The following is a 24,826-nucleotide window of genomic DNA, read 5'->3' as shown; positions in this document are numbered from 1 at the left end:
CCTCACGCCCGCGTCATCACCACAGCCTCGAACCGCCGATCGGCCAAATCTTCAGGCTTGATCCACCATTGCAGCGCGCCGCCGCCGAAGTGGTGGCCGAGCGACGGGTTGTCGGGCAGTTCGAGCAGTAGGAGATGCGTGGCGGCAAGCTCGTATGTCCCGCTTGCGGGGGCGAGAAGGCGGGCAGGCGGCGGGGCGATCACGCCTTCGTTGGTGCGCCGGGCCAGGACGTGACGCCAGGCGACGCGGGCGGTGATCTCTTCGGGGAACTTGGCAGCTTCCTCGGGCGAGGCGTGCAGCGTCGTTTCGATCGCGGCTTCGACGGCTTCGGGGATCACTGGTTCGGCGAGCGCGCGGTGGGTTGAGATCCAGTCCCAGAACGCCTTGCGCAGTGGCGGGCCGAGTGGGGCAAGTGCGGGGTTGTTCAGCGCGTGGTCGAACCAGGCCTGCGCTTCCTCGCGCACAGCCTTGATCTGGGCAGCGCGCTCGTCCTCGTCGAGGCCGGGGTAGGGATCGTGGAGCACGGTGCGCGACGCGCGGTCCGCCTCGCGCACCAGCGCGGCCGAGGCGATCTGAACAGCGATCCAGTCCTGCGGGTAGCCGTACCAGGCAGGTTCGAAGCCTTGCCCGTCAGCCCCGTGAAAATCCGCGTTATCGAGCGCAGGAGCAATATCGCCCTGGCCCTGCGCATCGAGCAAGGCCTTGGCCGTGGCGGGGGTGTGCTGCCAGCCGGGGGTCTCACTCTCGGGCAGTGCGATCAGCCGCGGCGCAACGGGCCAGCGCGGCAGGATCGGAGTGCCGTGATCCGGGGTCAGCGCCCAGGGCCAGACCAGCGCGGCCTCATCGCCATAGGCCATGGCGAGATTGGTCGGCACATCAAGCGCCTGCCACGGCGTGCCTGCATAACCCTGGGCGTGGATCACGCGGAATGCTTCACCGGGGCCCCAATCGAGATCGAGGAACACGGCCAGCGCGCCCTCGGACGGAAGCAGGCCGAGACCGGCTTCGGGCGGGACTTCGGCCAGATCGAGCTGGAGCAGGAAATGCAGCGGCTTGCCGGTCACGGGATTGACCGGCCATTCGGCATTGCCGGGAAGCACCGGGCTGCCGCCGAGCCAGCTGCGCGTCTGGGCAGCGCGATTCGGGGGGAAATGCTGCCTGAGGACAATGGCCTGCTGGGCGGCGGCGGTGATAGGGGCAGGGAGCGCCGGGGCTTCGGCTGCGGGCACTTCGGGTGCTTCCGGCTCGGGATAGTCGACGCTGGGGAGCGCATTGGCCGCTTCAGCCTCGGCCAGCGTGGCGGCTGAAATCAGGCGGCTGCGGCCGGACTTCTGCGGGAGTCCCTCAGGTTCAGACTCAGGCTCGGGCTCGGTGGCATCGGTCGCGGCCTTGCGGCGCTTCACCTTTTTCGTCTTGCGGGGCCTCGGTTCCCGCAGTGCGCGCTGGCGTAGCCAGTACCAGAGCAGCGCGATGAGCCCCAGCGCGCTGATGATGAAGACGGCGAAGATTGCGACGAGGGCGAGCACGCATTCACCTTTCCGGTGTTACGGTGCTGTATTCTGCCCAAATCTGCAAGAATTGGTTAATTTCGCCTGAAGCGCACGGTGCCGATCCGCGCAGTTGTGGCGAGGGGCGGCGATAGAAAAGGGGCGGGAGATGGCCCCGCCCCTTTCATCTCAAGCCTGCTTCCGCTCAGGCCTCGGCCGCCATCGCGGTTTCGAGGTTTTCGACGATAGCTTCGAAGAACTTCTCGGTGGTCATCCACGGCTGGTTGGGGCCGATCAGGATGGCGAGGTCCTTGGTCATCTTGCCGCTCTCGACCGTCTCGATGCAGACGCGCTCCAGCGTTTCGGCGAACTTCACCACCTCGGGCGTCTCGTCGAACTTGCCGCGGTAGATGAGGCCGCGGGTCCACGCGAAGATCGAGGCGATCGGGTTGGTCGAAGTGGCCTTGCCCTGCTGGTGCTGGCGGTAGTGGCGCGTCACAGTGCCGTGCGCCGCCTCGGCCTCGATCGTCTTGCCATCGGGCGACATCAGCACCGAGGTCATCAGGCCGAGCGAGCCGAAGCCCTGCGCCACGGTGTCTGACTGCACGTCGCCATCGTAGTTCTTGCAGGCCCAGACGAACTTGCCCGACCACTTGAGCGCGGAGGCGACCATGTCGTCGATCAGGCGGTGTTCGTAGACGATGTCCGCCGCCTTGAACTTTTCGGCAAAGCCTTCGGTCTCGAATACTTCCTGGAACAGATCCTTGAAGCGGCCATCATAGGCCTTGAGGATGGTGTTCTTGGTCGAGAGGTAGACGGGCCAGCCGAGCGCGAGGCCATAGTTGAACGAGGCGCGGGCAAAATCGCGGATCGAATCGTCGAGGTTGTACATCGCCATTGCGACGCCCGCCGAGGGGAAGTCGAACACGTCGAGGTCGATCTTCTGGCCATCATCGCCGTCCCATACGAGGCGCAGCTTGCCCGGGCCCGGGATCAGCGTGTCGGTCGCCTTGTACTGATCGCCGAATGCGTGGCGGCCCACGACGATGGGATCGGTCCAGCCCGGCACGAGGCGCGGGACGTTCTGGATCACGATGGGTTCGCGGAACACGACGCCGCCGAGGATGTTGCGGATCGTGCCGTTGGGCGACTTCCACATCTTCTTGAGCTTGAATTCCTCGACCCGCTGCTCGTCCGGCGTGATCGTGGCGCACTTCACGCCGACGCCGTACTGCTTGATGGCATTGGCCGAATCGACCGTGATCTGGTCGTTCGTCTCGTCGCGCTTCTCGACCGAAAGATCGTAGTACTTCAGATCGATATCGAGATAGGGAAGGATCAGACGCTCGCGGATCCACTGCCAGATGATCCGCGTCATTTCGTCGCCGTCGAGTTCGACGACAGGATTCTTCACCTTGATCTTTGCCATGGTTTGCGTGCCTTCCCCGGGGAGCTGATACAAAGAAATTTGCCGTTCCTTAGCAGGAGCTTGGGCGGGCGCAAGCGGGTGACTTTCACCAAAGGGCAAGCTGTCTGGCGATTCGCCCCGACTGGTTTCTGAGCGGTTTGGGTCTGGACAGCAGCGGGGGGCGGGTTCTAGACATTTAACCAAGCGATTAAGCGCTAGTGCGAGGAGAGATGCCGTGAGCGAAGCCCCCGAAGTCCTGACCGAAGTGGACGGCAACGTCCTGATCGTCACCATCAACCGGCCCGAAGCCAAGAACGCGATGACCAAGGCGGCTGCCGAGGGGATTGCGGCGGCGATGGACCGGCTCGACGCCGAGACCGATCTGCGCTGCGCGATCCTGACCGGTGCGGGCGGCACGTTCTGTTCGGGCATGGACCTCAAGGGCTTCCTGCGCGGCGAGCGGCCGAGCGTGCCGGGGCGCGGCTTTGGCGGGCTTTCGCAGTGGACGCCGAAGAAGCCGATCATCGCGGCGGTCGATGGTTATGCGCTGGCGGGCGGCATGGAACTGGCGCTTTCGTGCGATCTGATCGTCGCCAGCAAGGGCTCCAAGTTCGGCATTCCCGAAGCCAAGCGCGGCCTTGCGGCGGCGGCTGGCGGCCTGATCAAGCTGCCCCGCCAGATCCCGCCGCGCATCGCGATGGAGCTGGCGCTGACCGGCGATTTCATCGACGCGGACCGCGCCTATGCGCTGGGCTTCATCAACGAACTGACCGAGGGCCCCTCGCTTGAGGCCGCCAAGGCGCTCGCCGCGCGCGTTGCCGCCAATGGCCCGCTGGCGCTGATCGCCTCGAAGGCGATCGTGCGCGATTCGCACGAGTGGACCGAGGCCGAGATGTGGGACAAGCAGGAAGCCTATATCGCGCCTGTCTTCACCTCGCAGGACGCGCGCGAGGGCGCGCTGGCCTTTGCCGAAAAGCGCAAGCCCAACTGGCAGGGCAAGTAAGCATTCGAGACTGCCGCCAGATCGGTGCCAATGCCGGTCTGGCGGCGAGCCAGCCGCCGGGCTAGCCTCGCGCTATGGACACCCGCGGGTTTCGCAGTCTGGTGGCAACGATCGCAGCGCTGGCCCTTTGCGCGGCGAGCCCCGCTCTTGCGCCGGGATGGGGCCATCCGCCGCTGCCCAAGTCGGCCGGGCGCGCGCTGCCCGCCACCCTGCGCGGGGTCACCATCGATCAGGTCGCTCGGCTGACCGCTCTGGTGCAGTCCATCCGGGCGCTGCGCAGCGCCCCGACGGTGCGACTGGTGTTCGACCCCGGGATGACGCCGGGGGATTATTCGCCCGCGATCAGCCGCTTGCGGCCTGCAGCTTATGTGATGGCCGAACTGATCGATTCCGAGGCCATGCGGGGTTTCTCGGCGGGCGCTGCGGCGCGGCGTGCGCGCAGCTTCGGCGCGGCGTTCAAGGATCAGGTCGATCTCTGGGAGATCGGCAACGAGGTGAACGGCGCCTGGGTCGGCAGGAACCAGGCCGAAATCGATGGCAAGGTGGCCGCTGCCTATGACGTGATCCACGGCGAACTCGGTGGACGCACGGCGCTCACGCTCAACTATTGGGCGGGCCCGCAGTGCTACGAACAGCCCTGGGAAGCGACGCTGGCCTATGCGCGGGCCATGCCCAAACGGGTCCGTCTCGGTGTCGATGTGGTGCTGCTCAGCCTCTACGAAACCGCCTGCGATCCAGTACAGCGGCCGAGCGCGCGCCAGCTGATCGAGACGTTCCGCGAACTCGCGACGATTTTTCCCAAGGCGCGGCTGGGAATGGGCGAGATCGGGGCGCAGGGCGTGGTGGACGGCCTTGCTCGCGAGCCCGACCTTGCCGAGAAGCAACGCATCGCGCAGCGCTATTACGGCATGGACACGGCCTTTCGCCGCGCTTTGGGCGCGCGCTGGGCGGGCGGTTACTTCTGGTGGTATTACACGCGCGATGCGGTGCCGATGGGCAAGGCCGGCTCGCTCTGGCCGACGCTCGACGAGCTGCTGGCAGGGCTGGGCAGACGGCAACAAAAAACCCCGCCGGAGCGGGGTCTTTCAGGCGATGGTGGGCGTAGCAAGGATTGAACTTGCGACCCCTACGATGTCAACATAGTGCTCTACCACTGAGCTATACGCCCGCACCATCGAGCCTCAAGACCGCGTCAGCAGCCCGGAGAGGCAGCCCATTAGCCTTGGGCGGCTGGGCTGGCAAGGGGGGTTTTTGTGGTGAAGAACCCCTTCGTCAGCCCTCGGACTGCCATCTCCCCATTCGCGCTTCGCCAGAATGGGGAGGATCTGAAGCTCAGCGCAGATGGCCGCTCATCGGCGAATCGGCGAAGAGGCGCTCCACTTCCATGACGAGATCGCGCAAGTGGAAGGGCTTCGAGAGCACGCGCGCGCTCGGCGCCTCGCGATTGGCTTTGAGCGTCACCGCGGCAAAGCCGGTTATGAACATGACCTTGGTGGCCGGGCTGATCTCCGCGCAGCGCTGCGCGAGCTCGATCCCGTCCATCTCGGGCATGACAATGTCCGAGAGCAGCAGATCGAAATGTTCTCGTTCGAGCAAGGGCACCGCTTCGGTGCCGCGATCGACCGAGACGACTTCATAGCCGGCGTTCTCGAGCGCGCGGGCGAGGTAGGTGCGCATCGCTTCTTCGTCTTCGGCCAGGAGAATTCGAATCATGATCACCTTCATCGTCGTGCCGGTTTGCCCGGACCAGATATTGCAGACCCAGCCTCGCTGGGTCCGCCATGCCTGACATTGCGCCCATGAGCCTAAGCTGACGGCATCCCTTGTCCCGCTCGTCTACACCCGCGCAGGTTAAGATTCCGTCCAGATCAGACCCGTTCGCTCTAAGCAGTATGGACCACTTTGACATGCGTGCGAAAGCCCGGCAGCTTTTGCCCATGAACCGACTTTTTGCGTCGCGGGGCGAATCACCTGCGCACGGTAGTGCTGCCCCTTCCAGCGGGGGATCCGTCCCCGGGCTGGAGGGTTTGCCGGCGTTTACCGTGTGGCAGCATGATCCCTCGCCGGTGCCCGTGGTCATTGCGGTTCCGCACGCCGGGCGCAGCTATCCGCCCGAACTGGTCTCGCGCATGCGCCAGCCGGCCTACAGCGCGCCGCGACTGGAAGACCGGCTGGTCGATCTTGTTGGCCGGGCCGTGGCGGAGCGAACCGGCGCCGCACTGCTGGTGGCGCATGCCCCGCGCGCGATGATCGATCTCAATCGCGCCAGCGACGATGTCGATTGGGACATGGTCGGAGGCGGCGCACCGGACGCGAGCTCAGCCGGGGCGACACCGGCTTCGGGCCGCCGCGCCCGCAGCGGGCTCGGCCTGGTGCCGCGGCGGCTGCCGGGGCTGGGCGAGCTGTGGAAATGGCCGATCGCGCATGACGATCTTGCCGCGCGGATCGAGGGTGTGCACCAGCCCTACCATGCCGCGCTGGCGGCGCTACTCGATACCGTGCGTGCGCGCTGGGGCGCAGTGCTGCTGATCGATCTGCATTCGATGCCGCCGCTGCCGGCGCGTGCGGGCGAACCGGCGGCGGAGTTCGTGGTGGGTGACCGCTTCGGCGCCGCCTGCGATGGCGCGCTGGTGGCCGAAGCCTTCGCCGCGCTGGGGCAGGCGCGGCGTCTTGCAGCGCACAATCGGCCCTATGCCGGCGGATATGTGCTGGAGCGGCATGCCCGGCGCCACGCCGGGGTGCATTGCCTGCAGCTTGAGATCGACCGGCGGACCTATCTCGACACCGCGCTCGCCGAGCCCGGGCCGGGCCTCGACGAGACAGTCGACGTGGTGGCGATGCTGGTGCAGCGCATGGCGATTGCGGTCGCCGATCTCGGCCGCGAGCGCGGATACTGGCGCGCGGCGGCAGAGTGACTCTCGCCCAGAAGGAATGTGTCCCTTTTGCTTTCATCGCGGCGCGCGCGATGCCGAACAAAAGCTCAAGGCCCTGAAACCATGAAAAAACCACCTGGAGCATTGCTCCAGGTGGCCAAGGTTCAGGGAGGAGGTGCAACTAGTGCACCCGCCACGCCGGGCCATGAGGGGAGCGCCGACGCGACTTACGGAAGATAGGGGGTGCCTCTCGTCAAGGCAAGGGCTTTTGCCTTCGGATTTGGCGCTATCGGTATGCGCCCCCTATCTGATCGGTATTACCGGCGGGCCTGCGATCCCCTGACGGGGATCAGGACAGATGCCCGCAGGCGATTTCAGTCAGACTGACGCGGCTCAGAACGCCGGCAGCGGCGGCGTCGGGCCGACGCCCAGTTCCACTTGCTTGCCGAAGATCGTGCTCATCAGTTCGAGCGAGAACACGTGCGCATAGACCAGCGGGAGCAGGCCGCTCTGCGCCCAGCCGCGCAGAACATCGCCCCGCATGTCGCGCAGCTTTTCCTGGTTCACCATCTGGAAGCCGCGGTAGACGAAGGGCTGCTCGACACCGGCCTGCTGGATCGCGGCTTCGCCGTCCATGAGGAGGTCGTGCTTGGTCAGTTCCTCGACGAAGGCCTGCGTACGCTGGCCGGCCTGCTCGAACTGCTCGCAGAAGGCGAGCACGTTGCGCGTCGCCTCGGAAGGCTCCTCGCCGGTGAACAGCGGCTCGCCATCGGGGAAATCGCCGATCAGACCCGCAGTGGGGTCGAAGCACAGCGAGAGGTCTGTGGTGTCCGGCGTCAGCTTGGCGAGGAGGAACGGGTAGCGGCGGGCATAGGCCGGCACATAGGCGCCGGGGGCCACATTGCCCTCTGCATCGACGAAAACGTTGATGCCTTCGTTGAGACCCATGAGCGCCAGCGGCACCGGATTCTCGCCCGCCGCGAAGATGATCGGGAAGTGGCGCGCGGCCTGCGGGAATTCCTCGACGGTCAGCGGAACGGCATGCTGGCCCACCATCCACGTCGCGGTGGACGCTGCGCGGGCCTTCCAGTTCGCATGGTCGCGCAGGTTCAGCGGCGCGAGATCATTGTAGAAAAGGGGCAGGGAAGCTTGCGGCGCGCTGGCCATGGAACTCTCTCCGTCAGTCTTGTTGCCAGACACGCGCCATGACGCGCGGGATTGCGGCGGGAGCGCGCCGTTTAGGGATTGTACGGAAGCTGTGCAAGAGCACCTGCAACACCGCTGTCACACGTCGGGAAAGAACCGGCTCAGACCAGCTTGCCAGGATTGAGCAGGCCGTGCGGATCGAGCGCGGCCTTGATCTGGCGGAGCACGCCCAGCGCAACCGGATCGCCGAGGCGGGCGAGTTCATCGCGCTTCAATTGGCCGATGCCGTGTTCAGCGGAGATCGAGCCGCCCCACCGGGTGACGAGATCATGCACCTCGGCGCTGATCGCCTTGCCATCAGTCTGCTGCCAGGCAGCCGGATCGACGCCGGGAGGCGCGATGACGTGGAAGTGGATGTTGCCATCACCGAGGTGGCCGAAGCCGACCGCGCGCGTGCCGGGCCATGCCGCCTCGATCAGCGGGACGGCGTGCTCGACGAAATCGGGCATCCGCTGTGTCGGCACGCTGATATCGTGCTGGACGGCGGGGCCGAGCGCGCGCTCGGCTGGGGCGATGCTGTCACGCAAGGTCCAGAACGCCTCGGCCTGCGCTTCGCTCGCAGCGATCGTGGCATCGGCGATGAGGCCGGCCTCGAAGGCGGATGCCAGCAGGGCCTCGGCGCGTTCGGGCAGGCTGGCGGCATCGCCCTCGCTCGTCGCGACGAGTTCGATGAGCGCGTGCCATGCATGCGGCGCGGCGAGCGGAGCCCGGGCGGAGGGGAGGTAGGCGCACACGGCTTCAAGCGAATGGCGCGGCATGACCTCAAAACCCTCGAGCGCATTGCCCGCCTTGGCCTCGGCATGGAGCAGCAGTGCGCGCGCATCGTGCAAGGAGGCAAGGCCCGCCCACAGCACAGCGCGCGCGGTGATGCGAGGTTCCAGCCTGAGCGTAGCGGCCGTGACGATCCCCATGGTGCCTTCGGAGCCGATCAGCACCTGCTTCAAGTCGAAGCCGCGGTTGTCCTTCTTGAGCGGGGTCAGCGTATCGAGCACCGAGCCATCGGCGAGCACGGCCTCAAGCCCCAGCACCATCGCCCGCATCGTGCCGTGGCGCAGGACCTGCGTGCCGCCGGCGTTGGTCGAGACGAGGCCGCCGATGGTGGCCGAACCCTTGCCGCCGAGGGTGAGGGCAAAGCGCAGCCCTTCGGCCTCTGCTGCTTCGTGGAGCGTCTGCAGCACGACCCCGGCTTCGGCGGTGACCATGCGGTTTTCCGCATCGAGCCGGCGGATCGTGCTCATCCGCCGCAGGCTGAGGAGGAGCGCGTGGCCGCCAGAATCGGGGGTGGCGCCGCCTGACATGCCGCTGTTGCCGCCCTGCGGCACGATGGCCACGCGGTGCTCGGCGCACAGGCGCATCAGTGCGGCGACTTCAGCAGTGGAGGCAGGCGAGGCCATGGCGAGTGCGCGCCCGGTGAAGCGCCCGCGCCAGTCGGTCAGCCAGGGAGCCATGAGATCGGCATCGGCGGTGAAACCGCGGGGCCCAAGCAGCGCGGCCGCGGCCGCAAGGAACGGGGTGTGATCGGTATCAGCCATCGCATGCGGGGCTAATCCCGGCAGGGCGTTGTGGGCAATTCATTTTTTCATGAAGGCGAGTTAAGCGGGGGTTCAAGCGAAAGTGCTAACGAGGACAGGCGATTCTCCGGGCACGAAGCTGGCCTGAGACAAGAGTCGAGGCGGGGACAACAGTTTCGAGGGACCACACTGCTTCTGCCGTCGCCATGACCAGTCTGTTTGATCTTTTTGCGAGCATCGCCCTTGCCTTGCCGGGTATCCCGGCAGACGGAACCGTGTTGGCGCCGCTGGACGACGATGGCGCGATAGAGGATGCGTGGGATGCCGCGGCGCTGCCGCAGGGCTCGCTGCTGCTGGCGAACCCGCAGGCTTCCACCCCCGGTGCCGCCACCATCAATCCGCTGGCGCCCGACGTGTGGGATCAGGTCCGCATTGAACAACGCGTGATCATCCGGGTGACCCCGCGTGATGCGGGACGTGACGCGGTAGCGCCGCAGGTTCTGCCGCTCCAGCCGATGCAGCCGGTGGTCCAGCCGCTGGTGCCGCAGCCGCGCTCGAGCTCGGTACGCGTACGCGAGCGCAAGACCGGCAAGTGCATGCCAGCGCTCGGCATCACAGCGGTGCAGCCGATCACCGACGGGCGGCTGATGTTCTACATGCGCGACCGGCGGATGATTGCGGCGGGCCTCGAAAAGGCCTGCAGTGCGCGCGATTTCTACCTCGGTTTCTACATGTCGAAGACTTCCGACGGCCAGCTTTGCGTCGGCCGCGATGCCATCCATTCGCGGGCCGGGACGACTTGCAAGCTCAAGGATGTGCGCGAATACGTTCCGGTGGATGGAAATTGACCCGCCATCCCTAACCAGTTTCCTTGACTTTCGTGGGGCTTTGGGACTAGGCGCGGGCTCAGGGACGGCGGGCTGCAAGGCCCAGCCTTCCACGCGCCGGACTGTCTGGCACGCATCTGCTTTTCGGAAAAACCAGCACTCATGAAATTTGCCGATCTCGGCCTGTCTGACGAATTGCTCCAGTCGGTTCTCGATGCCGGCTACGACACGCCGACTGCGATCCAGGCGCAGGCCATCCCCTCGGTGCTGATGATGCGCGATCTCATCGGCATCGCGCAGACGGGGACGGGTAAGACGGCGAGCTTCGTGCTGCCGATGATCGACATCCTCGCGCATGGCCGCCGCCGCGCGCTAATGCCGCGCTCGCTGATCCTCGAGCCGACGCGCGAGCTTGCCGCGCAGGTCGCCGAGAACTTCGAGAAGTACGGCAAGAACCACGATCTCAAGATGGCGCTGCTGATCGGCGGCGTGCAGATGGGCGATCAGGTCAAGGCGCTGTCTGACGGTGTCGACGTGCTGATCGCTACGCCGGGCCGGCTGATGGATCTGTTCGAGCGGGGAAAGATCCTGCTGACGGGCTGCGAGCTGCTGGTGATCGACGAGGCGGATCGCATGCTCGACATGGGGTTCATTCCCGATATCGAGACGATCTGCTCGAAGCTGCCGACGACGCGCCAGACACTGCTGTTTTCGGCGACGATGCCGCCGGTGATCAAGAAGCTGGCGGACAAGTTCCTCTCGAACCCGAAATATATCGAAGTGGCGCGGCCCGCTTCGAACAACACCCAGATCGCCCAGCACAAGGTGCACGTGACGACGCGCGGCAAGCGCGAGGCGCTGCGCCACCTGCTGCGCACCGACAATGTCGGCACCGCGATCATCTTCGCCAATCGCAAGACGACGGTGCGCGAACTCGCCAAGAGCCTGCAGCAGAGCGGCTTTTCGGCGGGCGAGATCCACGGCGACATGGACCAGAACGCGCGCAATGCCGAACTGCAGAAGTTCAAGGACGGGGTGATCTCGATCCTCGTCGCGTCTGACGTCGCCGCGCGCGGGCTGGACGTGAAGGGCGTGAGCCACGTGTTCAACTATGACACGCCGTGGCATCCGGATGACTACGTCCACCGCATCGGCCGGACGGGCCGCGCGGGCGCGACGGGCCGGGCGTTCACTTTCGTGACCGACGATGACGCCGAAGCGATCGCCAATGTCGAGAAGCTGACGGGGATGAAGATCCCGGTGTTTGCGCTGGATGGCGCGGATGCCACCGAAACGCCTGCGCCCGAGAAGCGCGAGCGCGCGCCGCGTGCTGAGCGTGCGCCACGCGCCGAGAAGGCGCCGCGCCGCGAGCGCGCACCCAAGGCGGCGGCCGAGCCGGTGGACGAGATCGAGGTCTTGCGCGAGCTGACGGAGACCCCGGTGCGGACGCCCCGCGCCCGGCGCGACGAGCCGCGTCCGCCCAAGGATGTGCTGACGGAACTGCCTTCGCAGCCGGGCGAATGGAACGGGCCTGTGCCGGGGTTCCTGAGCGTTTCGGCGCTTTGATGGTTTAGGCTGGTCGCTATCGATTGAATTGCTTACGATGCAGGCCGTATGTCTTTACCCGAGCCACCACGAGCGGTAGCGGAATACTTCGCATTCAACGCCTCGGCAAACTTGCAAGAGTTAGCTGAGGCTGAACGCCGCATGGACGAAATTCTCGCTCGAAAGCACTCGATTACCGACAAGAGTACGATTGGGCTTTTAACGCTTAACACCGCTTCTATAGCCGGTGTTTTTGCAGCGCTCCAAGTTGGACAGGAAACGCTTGTAAATTTGGGTATATCAACAAGAGATATTGCCCTTACGATATGTTGTTTTCTTTTCGGGTCGATGCTTGCGCTGATCGCTGTTTGGTGGGATGGTATTCAACTCAATTACTTGGCAGGGAAGCATATTGCTAGATTGGCTGCGCTTCGCAAAGTCGCCCGCACGTTGGCCTCTCCAATGGAAGAGCGATATATTCAGCTGTTGAGGGAAGGGCTGAATGGGGTCGAAGAAAATCCGCCAATCGACTTTGAATATTCTAAAATTAGTATCGGCCTACAAAATACATCGGGTTCTCTATGGCTTGCTGCGATCGGCTATCTAATAGCTCGAATTGTCGCAATTCACGGCTGGCATTGATCACTGCTCAAGCCGCCTTCACAAAACTATCAATCACCCGCTTCCGATCCCCCGTCTCGAAATCGATCTCCAGCTTGTTACCTTCTTGCACAGCGACCACGCCGTAGCCGAACTTGTCGTGGAACACGCGGGTGCCGACGGTGATGTCGGTGCGAGGCTTCGCGGCGAAGCTCGCAGCGCTGCGGCTGGGTTCGGCGATGCGTTTGGGGGTGGCGTCGTATGTGGTCGCCGCAGCGCGTTGCCAGCCGGGGCCGCGCGTGAGGTTGCGGGCGGGGTTGGCGCTGGCGACATGCGCGAAGGGGTCCGAGTGTTCGGACCACTGCGCGCGCCACAGGGAGGCGCCGCCGCTCATCGTGGTTTCTTCCTCGATGTGGTCAGCGGGCAGTTCGCCGACGAAGCGGCTGGGGATCGAGCTGGTCCACTGGCCGTAGATGCGGCGGTTGGCGGAGTGGAGGATCGTGCAGCGCCGGCGCGCGCGGGTGATCGCGACGTAGGCGAGGCGGCGCTCTTCCTCGAGGCTGGCGAGGCCGCCTTCGTCGAGCGCTCGCTGCGAGGGGAACACGCCTTCTTCCCAGCCAGGCAGGAACACGTTGTCGAACTCCAGCCCCTTGGCGGCGTGGATGGTCATCACGGTGACCTTCTCGGTATCCGCGGCCGCGTCGTTGTCCATGACGAGGCTGACGTGTTCGAGGAAATCGCCGAGCGTCTCGTATTCCTCCATCGCGCGGGCGAGTTCGGTGAGGTTTTCGAGGCGGCCCGAGGCTTCGGTGCTCTTTTCCGCCTGCAATGCTGCGGTGTAGCCAGATTCATCGAGCACGGTGCGCATCAGCTCTGCTGGCGTGAGCGTGGCGATCCCGTCGCGCCAGCCGATGAAGCTGCGCATCAGGCCGGACAGCGTACCGCGCGCGCGTGCCGGAAGTTCATCCGTATCACACAGTTCGATCGCGGCGGCGGCCAGCGGAATGCCGCGCGCGCGGGCGTGGCGGTGGAGTTTCTCCAGCGTCTTGTCACCCAGCCCGCGCTTGGGGGCGTTGTAGATGCGCTCGAACGCCAAGTCGTCCTGCGGGGAGGCGATGACGCGCAAGTAGGCGAGCGCGTCGCGGATTTCGGCGCGCTCGTAGAAGCGGAAGCCGCCGACGATCTTGTAGGAAAGGCCGATCTGGATGAAGCGGTCTTCGAACTCGCGCGTCTGGAACGAGGCGCGCACGAGGATGGCGATGCGATCGAGCGGCGCGCCTTCGCGCTCCAGCCGCTCGATCTCCTCGCCCACGCGGCGGGCTTCCTCGGGGCCGTCCCACACGCCGATGACGCGGACCTTGTCGCCGCCGTTGACCTCGATCCACAGCGTCTTGCCGAGGCGCTGGCTGTTCTCCGCGATGACCCCGCCGGCGGCGGCGAGGATATGCGGGGTGGAGCGGTAATTCTGCTCCAGCCGGATCACCTTGGCGCCGGGAAAATCCTTTTCGAAGCGGAGGATATTGGCGACTTCCGCGCCGCGCCATGAATAGATCGACTGATCGTCATCGCCCACCACGCAAATGTTCTTGCGGCCTTGGGCGAGGAGGCGGAGCCAGAGGTACTGGACGGCGTTGGTGTCCTGATACTCGTCCACCATCACGTACTTGAAGCGCTGCTGCCAGCTTTCCAGCACCTCACGGTGCTGCTTGAAGATGGTGAGCATGTGGAGCGTGAGATCGCCGAAATCGCAGGCGTTGAGGGCGCGCAAGCGGTCTTGATACAGAGCGTAGAACTTCGCGCCCTTGCCGTTGGCGTAAGCCTCGTTGTCGAGCGCGTCGAGGTCCTTGGGGCCAAGGCCGCGGTTCTTCCAACGGTCGATCAGACCGGCGAGCTGGCGCGGCGGCCAGCGCTTGTCGTCGATCCCCTCGGCCTGGATGAGCTGCTTCAGGAGGCGAAGCTGGTCGTCGGTATCGATGATCGTGAAGGTGCTTTGCAGGCCGACGAGTTCGGCATGGCGGCGCAGCATCTTGGCCGCGACCGAATGGAACGTGCCGAGCCAGGGCATGCCCTCGACCGAAGGGCCGATCAGCTGGCCGACCCGCTCACGCATCTCGCGTGCGGCCTTGTTGGTGAAGGTGACGCAGAGGATTTCCGAAGGCCACGCGAGCCGCGAGCGCAGGAGGTGCGCAAGGCGCGCGGTGAGTGCGGCGGTCTTGCCGGTGCCTGCGCCCGCGAGCATGAGCACGGGGCCTTCCGTTGTCAGCACGGCTTCGCGCTGTGGCAGGTTCAGGCCATCGAGCCAGGCGTTTGCGGATTCGGTCGAAGGGGGCGCATGCATCCGAGAACGATTAGGGAACAGCGTCCCTCGCCGCAAGAGGCAGCGCGCGTCGTCTCGGCTTATTTGTCCATGTACTCTTCGTAGTAGTCGTCGCGGGTGTGATACGAAGGCTCACGATTAGCCCGGTCGTTGTGCCGTTCGAGCTCCCGCTCGCGCTGCCTTTTCGCCAGCTTCTTGGCAGCGTCGGAGTTGGCGAGCGCATCGACCATCACGGTTGTGCCATAACCAAGCATGGCGCAGGATGCGACGCTCAGCAACCAGACCATCAGGCATCCGGCAAAAACAGCCTTTATCACTTGCACCGGCGAAGTACTCCACAAGCCGGCGAATGATTGCACGCGACGTGGTTGCAGTTCGATTAACGCCGTGGCTGCAAGAGTATTCGGATTGGGACGAACTGCAGTGTATGATGCGTGCACCAGTTCATGATCCTGGCGCCAATGAACCAATCAGTTGGTCCGCATCGGTTGCAAATTGTTCTAAAACTCTGCCCATTCCGCTTCGTTGGATGGTTTGAGCGCAAGATTGCCGCTGACCGCGGGTGCCATGCGGCGCGGGCGCACGGTAGGCCGGACCATTGCGACCGGCTGTGCGGGCTGGGCCGGTGCGGTGATCGCACCGGTCTGGAAGCGCGCGGTCTGCGCGTTGAGCTGCTGCGCCACACCAGCCAGCGTGCGCGCGGCGGCGGTGCTCTGCTCCACCATGGCGGCGTTCTGCTGCGTCATGCGGTCGAGATCGGTTACCGTACTCGCGACGTCGGCGAGCATGGCCGACTGGCGCTGTGCGGAATCGGTGATGCCTTCGACCAGCGCGCTGACCCCGCCGACGCGGCCGACGATCTGGCGCAGGACTTGCCCAGTTTCACCGACCAGTTCGACCCCGCGCTCGACATGGCCGGTGGAAGACTTGATCAACTGGCCGATCTCGCGGGCGGCGTCTGCCGAACGCTGGGCAAGCGCGCGCACTTCGGTTGCGACAACCGCGAAGCCCCGGCCGGCATCGCCCGCGCGGGCGGCCTCGACCCCGGCGTTCAAGGCGAGGAGGTTGGTCTGGAAGGCGATGCCATCGATCACGCTGATGATCTGCGCGACGCCTTGCGAGGATTGCTGGATGGCGTTCATGGCGTCCACTGCGCGTTCGACGACCGAGCCCCCGGCCGCCGCCTCGCCATGCGCTTCGGAAACGGCCTGATTGATCTCGACCGCTCGCGCAGCATTCTCGCCGACCAGCGTTGTAACCTGCTGCATCGCGGCGCTGGCCTCCTCGAGCCGGGCGGCCTGCTGCTCGGTGCGGGCGGCGAGGTCATCGGAGGCGGCGCGGATTTCCTCAGCACCTGTATCGATCGAACTGGCCGAGGCCGCAACATCGCCCATCGCTGCGGCGAGCACGCCAAGCGCGGCATTGAAGTCCTCGCGCAGACGCTCGGTTTCGCCCGGGAAGGGTTTGACGATACGGTAGGTCAAATTGCCGCGCGCGAGTTCGCCCATCGCGCGGGTCAGTTCGCCCGCGACGATTTCGCGCTCAACGCGGGTTGCCTCGCGCAGCGCCACGGCCTGATCGCGGAACACGCCGAGTGCGCGGGAGAGGCGGCCGACGCAGTCCCCATAGTCGGTGTGGTCTATGGGGCGGTCGAGATCGCCCGCGGCCAGCGCTTCAGTGCGGACGACCGTGGCGACATAAGGATCGCAGATCATGCGGCGCGCCTGCAGGACCACGATGGCCGTGAGGGCAAGCGCAGCGGCGGGCGCGAGGAGTGCGACCATGCCAAAGCCCGCCAGCGCCAGCGCGGTACCGAGGCCGGCGCTGGCTACGAGGCCCAGGTGGACCGAGAGCAAGGCGATGAACTTGCTGCGGATCGGCGCCCGCTTCTCAAACCACTCCAACATAGATCTGCTGGCCTCCAGGAGAGCAACAATTTGCAATATCGAGGGGCTAAATCCGCATGATTGACGATATGGCAAAGGCTGCCATAGCGGCTCGTGACAGGAGGGTCGGTAGAACCGGGTTAACCATCCTTGGGGGGAGAATCGAAAGAGTATGGCCGATTCGCGAAATCCGTTCGTGGCCCATGCGCGCGTGCTCTTGGCGAGCCTCGTCGGAACGGCGGTCGAGTTCTACGATTTCTACATCTTCGGCACCGCTGCGGCGCTGGTGATCGGCCCGCTTTTCTTTCCCGCCGAAAGCCAGGCGGCACAGACGTTGCTCGCGCTAATGACCTTTGGAATCGCGTTTTTTGCGCGGCCGGTGGGTGCAGTGGCGTTCGGGCATTACGGGGACAGGGTCGGCCGCAAGTCGACGCTTGTTGCCAGCCTGTTGCTGATGGGCGTCTCAACTTTTCTGGTGGCCTTCCTGCCGGGTTATGCCGTCGCAGGCTGGGTGGCGCCGGCGCTGCTGTGCCTGCTGCGCTTTGGCCAGGGCTTTGGTCTGGGCGGTGAATGGGGGGGCGCATCGCTGCTCGCGGTCGAAAATGCACCAAAGGGCATGGAGGCGCGTTTCGGCATTGCCGCACCATTGGGGGCCCCGCTGGGGTTCCTGTTCGCCAACGGCCTGTTCCTGGCGCTGGGCCTGATGCTCAGCGAGTCGGACTTCCTCAGCTGGGGCTGGCGTGTGCCGTTTCTGGCAAGTTCGCTGCTGGTGATCCTGGGCCTGTGGATCCGGCTTCGCATCGGTGAGACGCCGGCGTTCAAGGAGGCGATGCACGCCGCCCCGCCGCCGCGGGTGCCGCTGGGCAAGCTGCTGGCCGAGTATCCAGGCGCGGTGCTGGCAGGCACGATGGGCGTGATTGCGTGCTTTGCATTGTTCTACCTTGCGACGACCTTCGCGCTCGGCTTCGCGACGACCAAACTCGGCTACCCGCGCGAGACAGTGCTGGCGATCCAGCTGGGCGCGGATGTGGTCTTCGCCGTCGGGATCGTGGTTTCGGGCTGGTGGTCTGACGCTGCCTCCCCTCGGACGGTGATGGCGGTGGGCGCGGCGCTGACGGGGCTGGTGGGCTTTGGTTTCGGCAGCGGCCTTGGGGCCGGATCGCTGCCGGTGCTGTTCCTGACGCTCTCGGCCACGCTGTTCGTGATGGGGCTGTGCTATGGTCCGATCGGCGCATGGCTGCCGTCGCTCTACCCGGTGGAGGTGCGCTATACCGGCATCTCACTGGCGTTCAATCTGGGCGGCATCGTCGGCGGTGCGCTGGCGCCGCTGGGCGCGGCCTGGCTCGCTGCAAATGGCGGCGTGATGTGGACGGGGCTTGTGCTGACGGTGGCGGGGCTGGTGACGTTGGTGGGTGTGCTCGCAGCGCCGCGCGCAGGATAAACGGAGGCAGTCCCCTTTTTCGGGTATCACGCTTCGAGGAGATCAATCTCTGCATGTGTGCGGGGAGGGCACTGTCCCTATTCATCCCCCTAAGCTTGGGGAGGGATATCAGGGTTCGACACGCATCAGCGTCAACCGCGCCTTGCCGACCTTGCGCTCCGCATCGATAGCGAGCGCGCGGACGCCGGAAGGCTCATCTGCGTGGGTTTCGAGGCTGACCCATGTGCCGGGGCCGATCCAGCCGAGCCGCAGCAGCCGGTCGATGGCGACCGCACCCGCACCAGAACCATAAGGCGGATCGAGCATCACCACATCAAGCGGGGCAGGTGCCGGGCCGAGTGCGAGGACCGAGGCCGCGCGCACATCGCACTGGGCCTGCGCGTGGAGCGCGGTGATATTGGCGCGCAGGGCGCGGATCGCAGCAGGGTCCTGATCGACGAACAGCGCCTTGGCCGCGCCGCGCGAAAGCGCTTCCAGGCCGAGCGCGCCCGAGCCGGCGAAAAGGTCCGCGATGGTCAGTTCCTCGAAACTGCCAAGACGGCTGGTGAGCATCGAGAACAGCGTCTCGCGCGTGCGGTCCGAGGTGGGACGCGTGGTGTCGCCTGCGGGTGCCTGCAATTTGCGGCCGCGCCAGGTGCCGGCGATGATCCGCAGCATCAGCGCTTCGCCCCCGGCTTGCCGCCGCTCCTGGGGCCGGTGCGACGAGGGGGTCGGCCAGTGGGCTTGTCGACCAGCTTGCCTGCATCGGGGCTGAGACGGACGCGCTGCACGCCGGCGCGGCGTGGGCGTTCCGGCTCGCGCTCAGGCACCGGCGCGGGTTTGGCCACCGGCTTGGGCGCGCGGGGGGCCACGGCCTTTCCGGCATGGACGGCCTGCTGGACGCGCGTGGCATGATCCCCGGCGAGGCCCTTGCGGAAGCGCTCGACCACGACTTGCGGCACTTCCTCTGCCGCGCCGCGCGGCAGTTCGCCCAAATCGAAGGGGCCATAGCGCAGGCGCAGCAGGCGCGAGACTTCGAGGCCGAGATGTTCGAGCACGCGGCGGACTTCGCGGTTCTTGCCTTCGGTGAGGGTCAGCTCGATCCACTTGTTGCGGCCGGTGCTGCGCTCGAGATTGGCGTTGATCGGGCCGTAGCGGATGCCTTCGATCTCGATCCCCTGCATGAGCTCGTCCAGCTGGCTCTGCGCGACATCGCCGAAGGTGCGCGCGCGGTAGGTGCGCGGCACGGCGTTGGCGGGCAGTTCCATCGCGCGCTTCAATTCGCCGTCGTTGGTGAGGAGGAGCAGGCCCTCGGTGTTGATGTCGAGCCGGCCGACCGGCATCACGCGGCCCGCGCCTTCGGGGAGCGCGTTGCGCAGCGCGGTGTAGATCGTCGGGCGGCCGGTGGGATCGCGCTCGGCGGTAATCAGGCCCGAGGGCTTGTGGAACATGAACAGGCGCGGCGGTTCGGGCGCGGCGACGGGGTTGCCATCTACCGTGACGCCGCGCAGATTCTTGAGGATCGTGGCGGGGGTGGTGATAACCTCGCCGTCGAGTGCGATGCGGCCTTCCGCGATGTAGCGCTCGATCTCGCGGCGGCTGGCGACACCGGCACGGGCGAGCAGCTTGGCGATGCGGTCGCCCTCGCGCGGGGTGCCATCATCGGCAGGCGCGCGGGTCTGCGGCACGGCGGCAGCCTTGGGCAGGCGCGGCTTGGGGATCTTGTAGGGCGCGGGGGCTGCCGGGTTGCGGCGCGAGCCGGTGCCTTTGCCGCTGCTGTTAGGAGCCGCGGGCCTTCCCGGGCGACCGCTCCTGTCTTTGGGGGGGAATGCCATGGCTTGCCCTTACGCCCGCGAACGCTTGCCGTCACCCTGCTTCGTGCTGGGGGGCTTCGTGGAGGGCAATCTCCCGCTGGCAGATCTCGTGGAAACGGCGGATGCCGCCTTCGAGCGTGCCGAGGGTGAGCTGGGGCACCGCGCCGGTCGCGAGGCCCTGCTGCCCGAGTTCGGCAGCGCGGAAGTCTTCCGAGCCGAAAACTTGTCCGTCGAGCAGTTCCCAGCTTCTGCGCCAGTGGTCTTCGGCCTTGGGAGTGGCCGGCGCCTCGGCGATCAGCATGAAGTCTTCGACCAAGGTGAGATCGTGCGCCTGCGGCATGATCGTCATCAGGTTCACATAGTCCGGGCTGATCACGATCACGGTTGCGGGGAAGAGCTGGTAGGCGAACGTGGCGACGCGGCGCAGCGCAGGCCAATCGGCAAGATCGAGGCCTTCGAGTTCGGTGGCGCGGCCGACCAGCGAGCGCATGTGCGGACCGACTTCGTCGCCCGACGTCACGCCGTCCTTGAAATAGGGGGCGATGGTGCGGGCGTGGAGGCGCTGGACGTGGTAGCTTTCAAGGAACGCATCCATGATCAGCTTCCAGTTGGATGCGACCCGGTGCGTACGGCGGGCATAGAGATGATGCGCGCCAAGGTCTGCGGCGGCGAAATCTGCGCTGATTTCGGCGGCCTGCGTGAAATCGGCCTGCGTGAAATCCGCCTGCTGGGGCGCGAACCAGATCAGGCCGCCGGCTTCGAGGCTGGGCAGTTCGACAAGGCCAAGCGCGGGCTGATCGAGGTCGGGGAAGGTATCGGGTCGCGGGAGCGCGAGGAGCTTGCCATCAGTGCCGTAGGTCCAGGCGTGATAGGGGCAGACGAGGCGCTTCGCGCAGCTGACTTCTCCGCCTTCGACCAGCCGGGTGCCGCGGTGGCGGCAGACGTTCATGAAGACATGCGCCTTGCCGGCGGTGTCGCGGGTCAGGAGGAGGGGCCTGCCGGTGCCATCGTGGGGCACGGCCATGCCCGGTTCCGGCAGCAGCGCGGAGGGGGCGAGAACTTGCGGGAAGCGGTCGAACAGCGCCGCCTTCTCGCGCGCCCAGTGCGCGGGATCGGTGTAGACGCTGGCGGGGACATGGCTGATCGCCGCGCTCTTGCGGCCTGCGCCTGAAGCTACCTGACGCGCCAGTTGAAGCTGGCCATCGGTGGGCCGCTTTGCTCGTTCAGTGGTGGCCATTTCGCGGCTCTCCCCGGTTTTCATCGCTCTCCGGTGCTAGGCATAGCGTAATTTGCCGCTTAGCATGCAGGGTAATTTGGAAGTGGGGACAAGGGTTTCGCATGGCATCGACCGGGGCACCGCAAGCGGCAGAAGCGGAGAAACCGCCGCGCCCTAAGGGCTTTCGGCTGCTGATGATCGCGCTTGCCACGCGCAAATCGGCCACGATGCTGGGCTTCGGCTTTTCATCCGGCCTGCCTTATGCGCTGCTGCTGGGGACGCTCAATGCGTGGCTGGGCGAGGTGAAGATCGACCTGGCCACCATCGGCGTGCTGTCGTGGATCGGCCTCTCCTATTCGTTCAAGTTCCTGTGGTCGCCGCTGGTGGACCGCATGGCGCTGCCCGGACTGGAGGCGCTGGGGCGGCGCAAGAGCTGGATCCTCTTGTGCCAGATCGCGCTGGTGCTGGGTTTTGCCGGCCTTGCCGCAACCGATCCCGCGCACGCCATCGGCACATTTGCGCTCTTCGCGTTTCTGGCCGCGCTGGCCTCCGCAACGCAGGATGTGGCGGTCGATGCCTGGCGCATCGAGGTGGCTGACGAGGATACGCCGGTCGAGCTGCTCTCCTCGATCTACCAGTTCGGCTACCGCATTGCCTCGATTGTCGGCGGCGCGCTGGCACTGGTGCTGGCGGGGCGCATGTCGTGGCCGCTGGTCTATCTGCTGATGGCAGGGCTGATCGGCCTTATTTGCGTGGTTACGCTACGTGCGCCCGATACGGCGCGGCCCGAGCAGGGCACGCTTCACGCCGCTCTGGCGCAGCCGGGCGAACTGACGCCGCGCGCGCGGGGGATCGCGCTGCTGATCGTGGGGACGAGCTGGGCCTGGGCTATCGGCACGATCGTGCGCTTCATGGTCATCATGCTGAGCCCGCTGGGACCGGGGGAAAAGCATCCGTCCGTGGGTGATTTCACGCGTGAGTTCGGGCCGCTGATCGTGGCGGCGACGGTGGCCGTACCGCTGCTGGTGGCAGCAGTGACCAATGCCATGCGGCGGCAGGGCCGCGCGGTGCTGACCGAACCCGATACCCGCGTCTCGCCCGCGCGGACTGCGGCGAACCACCTCTATGTCGCGCTGATCGCGCCGCTGGCGGAACTGGTGGCGCGGCTGGGCTGGGGGGTGCTGGTAGTGATCGGGATGATCCTGACGTACACGTTGTGCTACAACGTGTGGTCGAGCTTCGCCTTCCCGTTCTACCTCGATTTCCTGCACTATTCGAAGGACGAGGTGGCGTTTGCCTCGAAGGTCTTCGGCATCTTCATGACGATCGCGGGCATCAGCCTCGGTGGATATCTGTTCCTGCGGCTGGGGCGGATGCCGACGATCCTGATCGGAGCGATCCTCCCGATGCTGGGCAACTTCGTTTATGCCGACCTTGCCGAGGGCGCGGTGCATATTGACGCGGTGGGCAAGGCGATCGGGCTGCATACGCTGTTTGCGCTGTTCGGCTTCGATCCGCGCATGATCCGGCTGCTGCTGGCGATCAGCTTCGAGAACATCTCGACCGGCATCGCGGGGGCGGCGTTCGTGGCGTACCTCTCCGGCATCGTTTCGAAGCGCTACACGGCGGTACAATATGCGCTGATGTCCTCGCTGACGTTCCTGATCGGATCGCTGGGGCGCGGGATCGCGGGTGAGGCGTTCGACCTCTATGGCTACGCGATGGTGTTCCGCTGGACGGCGGCGGCGGGGCTGGTGGCGGTGCTGTTCGTGTGCCTGGAATGGGTGCGGGTGAGCCGTGAGGTGGTGGCGAGCCCGGCGGAGGCTTGAGGCGATGGATTACATGTCGTTGTTCTTTGGAACCATAGGTCTGGCGACAGGGCTGCCCCGCGTGATTGCGCCGCGGCGATCTTTGCAGCTGGCGCAGCAGGACCATGCGAAGCGGCTCGCGGAAATCGAGGCGGGTGCACCCGAGCGGTTCCACGAGGAGTATCGCGCGCTCAAGGCCTATCCGGTCCCATCTTCTGACCGCAAGTGGGTGGCCATCGGCTGGCTCTTTGTTGTTTTTGGACTGGTGTCGATCGTGGCGGGCCTCTTGGGCAGGGACGCCGTGCACGCTCTGCTCAGTTGAGCCTTCAATCCGGCGCTTCGTCGTTGCGCCTCAGCACATCGCCCGCGAGATAGAGCGAGCCTGCGATCAGCACATCGCCCTCGCCCGGCAGCGCGGCGAGCGCCTCGGCCACATTCGCGAAGCTCGCCACGTGCAGCGTGGTGAAGGGGGCGAAGTCTTCGGGCGTGTGCGCATCATGCCCCGGGGCGGGGACGATGGAGACCGAGGCGAGCTTGCCTTCCAAGGGGCGCAGGATCGCGCTGGGGTCCTTGCTGGTGAGCATGCCCATGATGAGGTGGAGCGGCGCACCATCCGTGAAGTGGCGGGCGATGGCCTCACCGGCATCGGGGTTGTGGCCGCCATCGAGCCACACGGTGCGGTTTCCGGCGAGCGCGGTGAGCGGGCCAGTGCCGAGGCGCTGAAGGCGGGCGGGCCAGCGGGCGGCCTTGATCCCTTCAGCCATGGCTTCGGGGGTGACGGCGACGACGCTCTGGTGGCGCAGCATGGCGATGGCGAGAGCGGCGTTGTCGGCCTGATGCCTACCGACAAGCTTGGGTAGGGGGAGTTCGAGTGTGCCCTGCGCGTCGCGGTATTCGATAGTGGCACCGATGTTTGCCCACCAGTCGCGGCTGCGCAGGTGGACTGGCGCGCCGATGTGGTTGGCCGTGGCAAGTACGCTGGCGAGGGGACCGTCGGCATAGCTTTGCACCACCAAGGGAGCGCCGGGCTTGGCGATGCTTGCCTTTTCGAAGGCGATGCGGGCGAGAGGCTCTTCGGGGGTGCCTTCCTCGGGCACCAACAGGAACGCCTCGTGGTCGATGCCCAAGGTGGCGATGCCGCAAACGGCGGGGCTTTCGAGCACATTGGTGGCATCGAGCCGCCCGCCGAGGCCCGTTTCGATCACGCAGGCGTCTGCCGGGGTTTCGGCGAAGGCGAGGAAGGTGGCGACGGTGGTGACTTCGAAGAAGCTGGGGCCGAGGTCTTCGGACGCATCGAGCACGCGTTTGAGCAGATCGGCGAGGCTTTCGTCGGAGATCAGCTTGCCCGCGACACGGATGCGTTCGTTGTAGCGCACGAGGTGCGGCTTGGTGGCGGTGTGGACCACGAGGCCCTGCGCTTCGAGGATGGCGCGCAGGTAGGCGCAGGTCGAGCCTTTGCCGTTGGTGCCGGCAACGTGGAACACCGGGGGCAGGCGGCGCTGCGGATTGCCGAGGCGGTCGCAGATCTCGCGCACGGTATCGAGGCCGAGGCGGCCTTGCGGTAGCGAGAGCGCGCCGAGCCGGTCCAGTTGCGCCTGCACGCGCGGATTTTCGGAAATGGCGAAGTCGCGCACTAAAAGCCCCTCCCGACTGCGGGAGGGGTTTGGGGTGGGCAGGGGCGAGCGCTGCGCTTCTGCGCACCCACCCCCGACCCCTCCCGCAAGCGGGAGGGGAGATTGATCACGCTGCCTGCGCGGCCATCAGATAGCCGATGGTGCGGGCGAGGGTGGCCTTCAGCATGTGGCGGCTGACGACCATGTCGATCATGCCGTGCGCGTGGAGGTATTCGGCGCGCTGGAAGCCTTCGGGGAGCTTTTCGCGGATCGTGTCCTGGATCACGCGCTG

General features: G+C 66.0%; 20 protein-coding genes, 1 tRNA gene and 2 pseudogenes. 9 read left to right on the top strand and 14 right to left on the bottom strand.

Annotated features, from left to right (window positions below):
* Positions 1-2: 2 nt before the first annotated feature.
* A complete protein-coding gene (locus Q0082_RS07055) occupies positions 3-1,526 on the bottom strand; it encodes a DUF1963 domain-containing protein (protein WP_298191194.1) in 1,524 nt (507 codons plus the stop codon).
* Between the two features lie 166 nt (positions 1,527-1,692).
* Positions 1,693-2,916, bottom strand: coding sequence for an NADP-dependent isocitrate dehydrogenase (locus Q0082_RS07050; RefSeq protein WP_298191193.1), 1,224 nt, complete (start codon positions 2,914-2,916; stop codon positions 1,693-1,695).
* Between the two features lie 214 nt (positions 2,917-3,130).
* Here Q0082_RS07050 and Q0082_RS07045 point away from each other — a divergent pair, with 214 nt between their 5' ends.
* Together Q0082_RS07045 and Q0082_RS07040 are read left to right on the top strand one after the other, a co-directional pair.
* The gene (locus tag Q0082_RS07045; protein WP_298191192.1) at positions 3,131-3,898 is read left to right on the top strand and encodes a crotonase/enoyl-CoA hydratase family protein; all 768 of its coding nucleotides are present in this window, start codon (positions 3,131-3,133) and stop codon (positions 3,896-3,898) included.
* A 74-nt stretch (positions 3,899-3,972) separates the two neighbouring features.
* On the top strand, positions 3,973-5,013 hold the full coding sequence (locus tag Q0082_RS07040) for a hypothetical protein (protein ID WP_298191191.1): 1,041 nt from the start codon (positions 3,973-3,975) through the stop codon (positions 5,011-5,013).
* Here Q0082_RS07040 and Q0082_RS07035 read toward each other — a convergent pair.
* Both Q0082_RS07035 and cpdR read right to left on the bottom strand, forming a co-directional pair.
* Positions 4,992-5,066: transfer RNA gene (locus Q0082_RS07035), tRNA-Val, on the bottom strand. The two genes, Q0082_RS07040 and Q0082_RS07035, sit on opposite strands and share 22 nt — an antisense overlap.
* A 164-nt stretch (positions 5,067-5,230) precedes the next feature.
* A complete protein-coding gene (cpdR, locus tag Q0082_RS07030) occupies positions 5,231-5,611 on the bottom strand; it encodes a cell cycle two-component system response regulator CpdR (protein ID WP_298191190.1) in 381 nt (126 codons plus the stop codon).
* A 314-nt stretch (positions 5,612-5,925) separates the two neighbouring features.
* On the opposite strand from cpdR, the gene Q0082_RS07025 reads away from it, so the two are divergent.
* A complete protein-coding gene (locus Q0082_RS07025) occupies positions 5,926-6,813 on the top strand; it encodes an N-formylglutamate amidohydrolase (protein ID WP_298191189.1) in 888 nt (295 codons plus the stop codon).
* A 351-nt stretch (positions 6,814-7,164) separates the two neighbouring features.
* Here Q0082_RS07025 and Q0082_RS07020 read toward each other — a convergent pair whose 3' ends face one another.
* Entirely contained in the window at positions 7,165-7,938 is a 774-nt protein-coding gene (locus Q0082_RS07020) for a SapC family protein (RefSeq protein WP_298191188.1), read from the bottom strand.
* A gap of 140 nt (positions 7,939-8,078) precedes the next feature.
* Positions 8,079-9,509: an FAD-binding oxidoreductase gene (locus Q0082_RS07015; RefSeq protein ID WP_298191187.1), complete on the bottom strand. Its 1,431-nt coding sequence runs from the start codon at positions 9,507-9,509 to the stop codon at positions 8,079-8,081.
* Positions 9,510-9,694: 185 nt separating this feature from the next.
* On the opposite strand from Q0082_RS07015, the gene Q0082_RS07010 reads away from it, so the two are divergent.
* The 3 genes from Q0082_RS07010 (at position 9,695) to Q0082_RS07000 (ending at position 12,502) form a co-directional block, all read left to right on the top strand.
* Positions 9,695-10,336, top strand: a complete 642-nt coding sequence (locus Q0082_RS07010; RefSeq protein WP_298191186.1) for a hypothetical protein — start codon at positions 9,695-9,697, stop codon at positions 10,334-10,336.
* 141 nt (positions 10,337-10,477) lie between these two features.
* Entirely contained in the window at positions 10,478-11,881 is a 1,404-nt protein-coding gene (locus Q0082_RS07005) for a DEAD/DEAH box helicase (RefSeq protein WP_298191185.1), read from the top strand.
* Positions 11,882-12,022: 141 nt separating this feature from the next.
* On the top strand, positions 12,023-12,502 hold the full coding sequence (locus Q0082_RS07000) for a hypothetical protein (RefSeq protein WP_298191184.1): 480 nt from the start codon (positions 12,023-12,025) through the stop codon (positions 12,500-12,502).
* A 7-nt stretch (positions 12,503-12,509) separates the two neighbouring features.
* Here the strand turns inward: Q0082_RS07000 and Q0082_RS06995 are convergent, their stop codons facing one another.
* The 3 genes from Q0082_RS06995 to Q0082_RS06985 are packed head-to-tail and all read right to left on the bottom strand — an operon-like array spanning position 12,510 to position 16,684.
* Positions 12,510-14,798, bottom strand: coding sequence for a UvrD-helicase domain-containing protein (locus Q0082_RS06995; protein ID WP_298191183.1), 2,289 nt, complete (start codon positions 14,796-14,798; stop codon positions 12,510-12,512).
* 59 nt (positions 14,799-14,857) lie between these two features.
* The gene (locus Q0082_RS06990) at positions 14,858-15,217 is read right to left on the bottom strand and encodes a hypothetical protein (RefSeq protein WP_298191182.1); all 360 of its coding nucleotides are present in this window, start codon (positions 15,215-15,217) and stop codon (positions 14,858-14,860) included.
* A gap of 60 nt (positions 15,218-15,277) precedes the next feature.
* On the bottom strand, positions 15,278-16,684 hold the full coding sequence (locus Q0082_RS06985) for a methyl-accepting chemotaxis protein (protein WP_298191181.1): 1,407 nt from the start codon (positions 16,682-16,684) through the stop codon (positions 15,278-15,280).
* Between the two features lie 151 nt (positions 16,685-16,835).
* Here Q0082_RS06985 and Q0082_RS06980 point away from each other — a divergent pair, with 151 nt between their 5' ends.
* Complete coding sequence (locus Q0082_RS06980) at positions 16,836-18,104, top strand: MFS transporter (protein ID WP_298191180.1); 1,269 nt, start codon at positions 16,836-16,838, stop codon at positions 18,102-18,104.
* A 108-nt stretch (positions 18,105-18,212) separates the two neighbouring features.
* Here Q0082_RS06980 and rsmD read toward each other — a convergent pair whose 3' ends face one another.
* The 3 genes and pseudogenes from rsmD to Q0082_RS06965 all read right to left on the bottom strand — a co-directional run bounded on the left by rsmD (position 18,213) and on the right by Q0082_RS06965 (position 21,134).
* Positions 18,213-18,761 (bottom strand): 16S rRNA (guanine(966)-N(2))-methyltransferase RsmD, encoded by a 549-nt coding sequence (rsmD, locus tag Q0082_RS06975; RefSeq protein WP_298191179.1) that lies wholly within the window; start codon positions 18,759-18,761, stop codon positions 18,213-18,215.
* A gap of 245 nt (positions 18,762-19,006) precedes the next feature.
* Positions 19,007-19,918: pseudogene (locus tag Q0082_RS06970) on the bottom strand (pseudouridine synthase); the annotation flags it as partial.
* A 31-nt stretch (positions 19,919-19,949) separates the two neighbouring features.
* Positions 19,950-21,134: an aromatic ring-hydroxylating dioxygenase subunit alpha gene (locus Q0082_RS06965; protein ID WP_298191178.1), complete on the bottom strand. Its 1,185-nt coding sequence runs from the start codon at positions 21,132-21,134 to the stop codon at positions 19,950-19,952.
* A gap of 173 nt (positions 21,135-21,307) precedes the next feature.
* Between Q0082_RS06965 and Q0082_RS06960 the strand changes: the two genes are divergently transcribed.
* Complete coding sequence (locus Q0082_RS06960; RefSeq protein WP_298191177.1) at positions 21,308-22,942, top strand: MFS transporter; 1,635 nt, start codon at positions 21,308-21,310, stop codon at positions 22,940-22,942.
* A gap of 4 nt (positions 22,943-22,946) precedes the next feature.
* A complete protein-coding gene (locus Q0082_RS06955) occupies positions 22,947-23,243 on the top strand; it encodes a hypothetical protein (RefSeq protein WP_298191176.1) in 297 nt (98 codons plus the stop codon).
* Positions 23,244-23,247: 4 nt separating this feature from the next.
* Here the strand turns inward: Q0082_RS06955 and Q0082_RS06950 are convergent, their stop codons facing one another.
* Both Q0082_RS06950 and Q0082_RS06945 read right to left on the bottom strand, forming a co-directional pair.
* Positions 23,248-24,555 carry a folylpolyglutamate synthase/dihydrofolate synthase family protein gene (locus Q0082_RS06950; RefSeq protein ID WP_298191175.1) on the bottom strand — a complete coding sequence of 436 codons (1,308 nt, stop codon included), beginning with the start codon at positions 24,553-24,555 and terminating at the stop codon, positions 23,248-23,250.
* Between the two features lie 106 nt (positions 24,556-24,661).
* Positions 24,662-24,826: pseudogene (locus tag Q0082_RS06945) on the bottom strand (acetyl-CoA carboxylase carboxyl transferase subunit beta); the annotation flags it as partial.

The organism is Novosphingobium sp., assembly GCF_027489515.1.
In the GTDB taxonomy this organism is placed as follows: Bacteria; Pseudomonadota; Alphaproteobacteria; order Sphingomonadales; family Sphingomonadaceae; genus Novosphingobium.
This window is presented reverse-complemented; position numbering and strand designations above follow the sequence as displayed.

What these genes read in the sequence shown, in the direction of transcription:
- Q0082_RS06980 (WP_298191180.1), top strand. Translation starts at nt 16,836, where the DNA reads ATGGCCGATTCGCGAAATCCGTTCGTGGCCCATGCGCGCGTGCTCTTG.
- Q0082_RS06985 (WP_298191181.1), bottom strand. Translation starts at nt 16,684, where the DNA reads ATGTTGGAGTGGTTTGAGAAGCGGGCGCCGATCCGCAGCAAGTTCATC.
- Q0082_RS07005 (WP_298191185.1), top strand. Translation starts at nt 10,478, where the DNA reads ATGAAATTTGCCGATCTCGGCCTGTCTGACGAATTGCTCCAGTCGGTT.
- cpdR (WP_298191190.1), bottom strand. Translation starts at nt 5,611, where the DNA reads ATGATTCGAATTCTCCTGGCCGAAGACGAAGAAGCGATGCGCACCTAC.
- Q0082_RS06960 (WP_298191177.1), top strand. Translation starts at nt 21,308, where the DNA reads ATGATCGCGCTTGCCACGCGCAAATCGGCCACGATGCTGGGCTTCGGC.
- Q0082_RS06955 (WP_298191176.1), top strand. Translation starts at nt 22,947, where the DNA reads ATGGATTACATGTCGTTGTTCTTTGGAACCATAGGTCTGGCGACAGGG.
- Q0082_RS06995 (WP_298191183.1), bottom strand. Translation starts at nt 14,798, where the DNA reads ATGCATGCGCCCCCTTCGACCGAATCCGCAAACGCCTGGCTCGATGGC.
- Q0082_RS07050 (WP_298191193.1), bottom strand. Translation starts at nt 2,916, where the DNA reads ATGGCAAAGATCAAGGTGAAGAATCCTGTCGTCGAACTCGACGGCGAC.
- Q0082_RS06965 (WP_298191178.1), bottom strand. Translation starts at nt 21,134, where the DNA reads ATGGCCACCACTGAACGAGCAAAGCGGCCCACCGATGGCCAGCTTCAA.
- Q0082_RS07000 (WP_298191184.1), top strand. Translation starts at nt 12,023, where the DNA reads ATGGACGAAATTCTCGCTCGAAAGCACTCGATTACCGACAAGAGTACG.
- Q0082_RS07010 (WP_298191186.1), top strand. Translation starts at nt 9,695, where the DNA reads ATGACCAGTCTGTTTGATCTTTTTGCGAGCATCGCCCTTGCCTTGCCG.
- Q0082_RS07015 (WP_298191187.1), bottom strand. Translation starts at nt 9,509, where the DNA reads ATGGCTGATACCGATCACACCCCGTTCCTTGCGGCCGCGGCCGCGCTG.
- Q0082_RS07020 (WP_298191188.1), bottom strand. Translation starts at nt 7,938, where the DNA reads ATGGCCAGCGCGCCGCAAGCTTCCCTGCCCCTTTTCTACAATGATCTC.
- rsmD (WP_298191179.1), bottom strand. Translation starts at nt 18,761, where the DNA reads ATGCTGCGGATCATCGCCGGCACCTGGCGCGGCCGCAAATTGCAGGCA.
- Q0082_RS07040 (WP_298191191.1), top strand. Translation starts at nt 3,973, where the DNA reads ATGGACACCCGCGGGTTTCGCAGTCTGGTGGCAACGATCGCAGCGCTG.